A 3,904-nucleotide genomic window follows, 5' to 3' on the forward strand; every position below is an offset into this window, starting at 1 on the left:
GTCTAGGGCGGGGTGGCGGGAAGTCTGCTGTGCGCCAGGAGGGGCCGTTAGCGCGCCTCCGGGTTCACGACATTCACGCGGTCCTACGACCGCACAGATGACGCGCCGGTGTTCGATGGCCACTGCATCAGGCGAAGGGATGGAGCGTAGGCGCCTCGCCATCACAGATCGACCGCATCAGGTCCCAGTCGCCTCGATGCGGCAAGCGCTCCATGCGCGAGCCATTCTGGGCGCCCAAGCGCCAAGCATGCGCCCCATGAAGTCGAACTCGGCCTGCCGCTCAAGCGACTTGAGTTCCGTCGGGCCTCTGCCAGTCCGGGTTCGCCCCCCGCTGTTCCCCACCAAAAGGATGTCCCTGGCATGGGCGCGCGGCGCCCAGGACGTGCTCCGGGCGTAGGCGGCGTCGAAGGCCGCAAATCGGCGATAGTCACGGGACGAGTCGCCGCAGGTCCGGCGGTCAGAGGTCTCTAAGCCAGTCCCAAATGAGATCGGGCCGGCGAAAGTCGTTGAGGGCCTCGCGCCCCTCGGCGGCGTCGCGCAGCCGTCCGGGCGGCGCGCCAAAGCGGCGGCGGAAGGCGCGATTGAAGTTGGCGTCGGAGCGGAAGCCGTGCCGATAGCCGATCTCACTGAGCGAAACCGCGCCAGCCTTGTCCTCCATGATCGTGCGGAAGGCGTGGTCCAGGCGTCGGGCCTGGACGAAGGCGCTGACGCCACCGAGTGGCTTGAACAACCGATAAAGCTTGGCGCGAGAGACGCCCAGTTCGACCGCGACGCCGTCGGGCGAGAGGTCGGGGTCATCCAGCCGCGCGTCGATCAGGCTCCGCGCCTGTGCGATGCGGACCTTGTCGGCTGGCCGCGCGTCCTCCCAGGCGACGTCGGCTTGGGCGAAGATCACCCCTTGAACGAGGGCGCTCGCGGCAAGGGCCATCGGTCGCGCCTCGGCGGCGGTCAGATGGGGGAGGTTCTCCCAGAGCGCGTGCATGAACCCGGCCAGGAGTCGGGCGCTTGGGCTGTTTTCCGGCGCGACCAGACCATGGAGGTCAAAGCCTGCCGCAGGGCCAAGCAACGCCCGCGGCAGCATCAGATTAAGCGTGCGGAACGCATCGGCGCGGAACTGGAACGGCCGCGACCAGTCGATCAGGCGCAGGACGCCCATTCCGCTATTCACGAGCCGCCCGTCGTAATCGCCCTCCCACCGATTGCCGGGAAGGTCGAGAACCACCTGCACATTGTCGCCGCCGTCCGCCATCAGGTGAGCGGTAGACCGGTCGAACCGCTGCGCGACCCCCTCGCAACGAGAGAATATCGCCGCCTCAATGTGATAGCTGTCCATGCGATTGGAGAAGCTGGCGTCGCCCCCCGATAGCTCAACCGCGAAGATGCCTGCGCAGGCCTGCCGGTACTGCTCGGCGGCGTCGGCATGCTGACGGGCGTCGAGAACCCATAGGTCCCTCCGCACAGCCGACGACCTAGAGATGGCGATCCCCATTGTTGCGTGCCTTGCGTCGCATGCCGCGACTGGGCGCGCCGAAGCCCAGAATACAAGCGTTCGCCGCCATCAACCTCCAGGTGATGCAAGTGTAACGCTGGGTCAAGATTCGTAGAACCCCAGGATAATGACTTCCCGTATTTCGGAACACAGACTGTCCACCAAGTGCGTTCAAAGAAATATGGGGGATCATTGCATGTCGAAAGCCGAGAGCACCACAACCAAGGCCGTGCAAAACGTGAAGGCGGGGCCGCAAGCCAAGGCCGACGCAGCTTCGGGCGGCGAAAACCAGGTCATCACGATCGACGTCATGGCTAACGACGCCAGCGGCGGTGGCAAGGCGCTCTGGTCGTTGGACCAAGCCAATCCCGGCGTCTACACCGCCCCGGACGTGGCGATGACCCTGGCGAGCGGCGCCACGGTGCGTTTTGAGGGCGGCAAGGTGGTCTACGACCCGGGCCAGGCCTTCGACCATCTGAACGAGGGCGAAGTCGGCGCTGACAGCTTCACCTATGCCATCCGGATGGGGAACGGGGTGGTCAGCTACGCCACCGTCTCGGTGACCCTAAACGGAGAAAGTGACGGCCCCGTCGACGAGAACCTCATCGGCACTGAGGGTGACGACACCATCCTTGGCAGGGGCGGCCAGGATAACATCCGCGGTCTTGGCGGCGACGACTACATCGATTTCGCCTACGGCAACGCCGACGGCGGCGGGGGCGATGACACCATCGTTAGTAGCGGCCCAGCCGGGGGTTTCTTTACCCTGACTTCGCTTGACGGCGGCGACGGCAATGACGTGCTCACCCTGGAAGGCGGCACGGGGTTCATTGTGTTCGGCGAGGTCTATGGCGGAGCCGGCGATGATGTGATCAATTTTGGCGGTGTGGGTGACCTCAATCCGCGATTGGCCCCAGGCTCCGGGGCCGACACGATCAACCTCAGCGCGACTGCGGCCACGGGCTCGGCCTACGTCCAGTTCGGCCCCGGCGAGTTTGGGGCGGGCGATGTCATCCAGGGAGTCGGTTCGGCGTCGGACAGCCTCGACATCAGGACCGAAGGCGACGGGAATCTGACCGTCGCCGGCTCTACCTGGATTTTCAACGGCGCCGCCGCCAGCGTCGCCGGAATTGACCACCTGCATCTTTACACAGACCAGGAAGGCGACTTCTCCCTCAACTCCAGCTTCGATTTCTCTGCTGCCACAGGTCTTACTTCAATTGAGGTCCGGGGTGGCGGCGGCGCCGATCACTTCGTGGCGCCAACGTCCGGCCAGATCGCGACCTTCTTCATGATCGCGGACACGAACGGCGACAGTTTCGCCGGCGGCGGAGGCTTCGACGTCCTCTCGATCCAGTCAGTAAGCGCCGCGCCGCAATCCTTGCAGATCAACGGGCCCGGCGGCGGTCTCGTCGGCGGGGTGCAGGTCGTGGGAGCCGACCGCATCGAAGCTCTGATCTTCACCGGCGGTGGAGAGGTGATGGCGGCCGGCGACCTGACCGGAGCCGTAGCCGTCACGTCCTACGCCTATACCGGCAGTCAGACGGTCGTGGATTTTAGCGCTGTGACTGGTTCGGCCACCCTCGACTACCACCTCGGAAACTATGAAGCCTCCTTCTCAGCCCCAGCCATTGTAATCGGCACCCCAAACGGCGACGTCATCCAACCCGGGCGCGGCAACGACACGATCACGGGTGGCGCAGGCGACGACCTCATCGATCTGTCCAATTCCTCCTTCAGAGGAGACTATGGCTCTGACACGGTGGTGGTTGGGCCTGGAAGCGGACACGATCAGGTCTTCGGATTCCGGCCTGGCGCGGGCCCGGGCCACGACGTGATCGACCTCTCCGCTTACGGCTTTAGCAGCCTGGCGCAGGTGCTGAACGCGGCAGCGGGCGATGGTTCAAACGGAATCCGCATCCAACTCGATGGCGCCAACTCAATTACGGTCTCGAGCATTAGTTTGAATGAATTCACCGCCGACAACTTCGTGTTCATCTGAATCAGCGGCAATACCGGCGCCGGCCACAGGTCCGGCGCCGGAGAGCCCGACTCGACATCGGAGAAACGGGTAGGGGCAAGCCGAGGGCCTCGGGTCCCTGACGCGGCTGTTCGTCACACACCTGTCCCAGGGTCATTTCGAGGGCATGATGACCCGCAGCGTCGCCGACAGCCCGCCGGACGCGGCCTTCATGCGCGATCCCCGCAATCTGGCCGAGGACTCGCGGGGCTAAGTCACCCAGGCCTTGCCCTGCGCCATAGAGAGGACCTTCCGAGGTCGCCCTGGAGCCCAACTAGGTCGTCTCGGTCGACTTGCAGGCCTCCTGCCCGAGAGCGGACGTTGGCACCGACGGCTAAGAGCCCTGAGCCGACATCGAACGGAACACCACCCGCGCCTCAGCCTCCGCCCCCGCG

At 65.1% G+C, this 3,904-nt stretch carries 2 protein-coding genes; one reads left to right on the forward strand and one right to left on the reverse strand.

The genetic code is table 11. The annotated features are described in order from the left end of the window. Window positions 1-457 precede the first annotated feature (457 nt). Window positions 458-1,489: a helix-turn-helix domain-containing protein gene (locus AAC997_RS19795; protein WP_340647423.1), complete on the reverse strand. Its 1,032-nt coding sequence runs from the start codon at window positions 1,487-1,489 to the stop codon at window positions 458-460. A gap of 196 nt (window positions 1,490-1,685) precedes the next feature. Here AAC997_RS19795 and AAC997_RS19800 point away from each other — a divergent pair, with 196 nt between their 5' ends. Further along, window positions 1,686-3,491, forward strand: a complete 1,806-nt coding sequence (locus tag AAC997_RS19800; protein ID WP_340647424.1) for a hypothetical protein — start codon at window positions 1,686-1,688, stop codon at window positions 3,489-3,491. The last annotated feature ends 413 nt before the right edge of the window (window positions 3,492-3,904 follow it).

It is taken from the genome of Phenylobacterium sp. (assembly GCF_037968635.1).
In the GTDB taxonomy this organism is placed as follows: Bacteria; Pseudomonadota; Alphaproteobacteria; order Caulobacterales; family Caulobacteraceae; genus Phenylobacterium.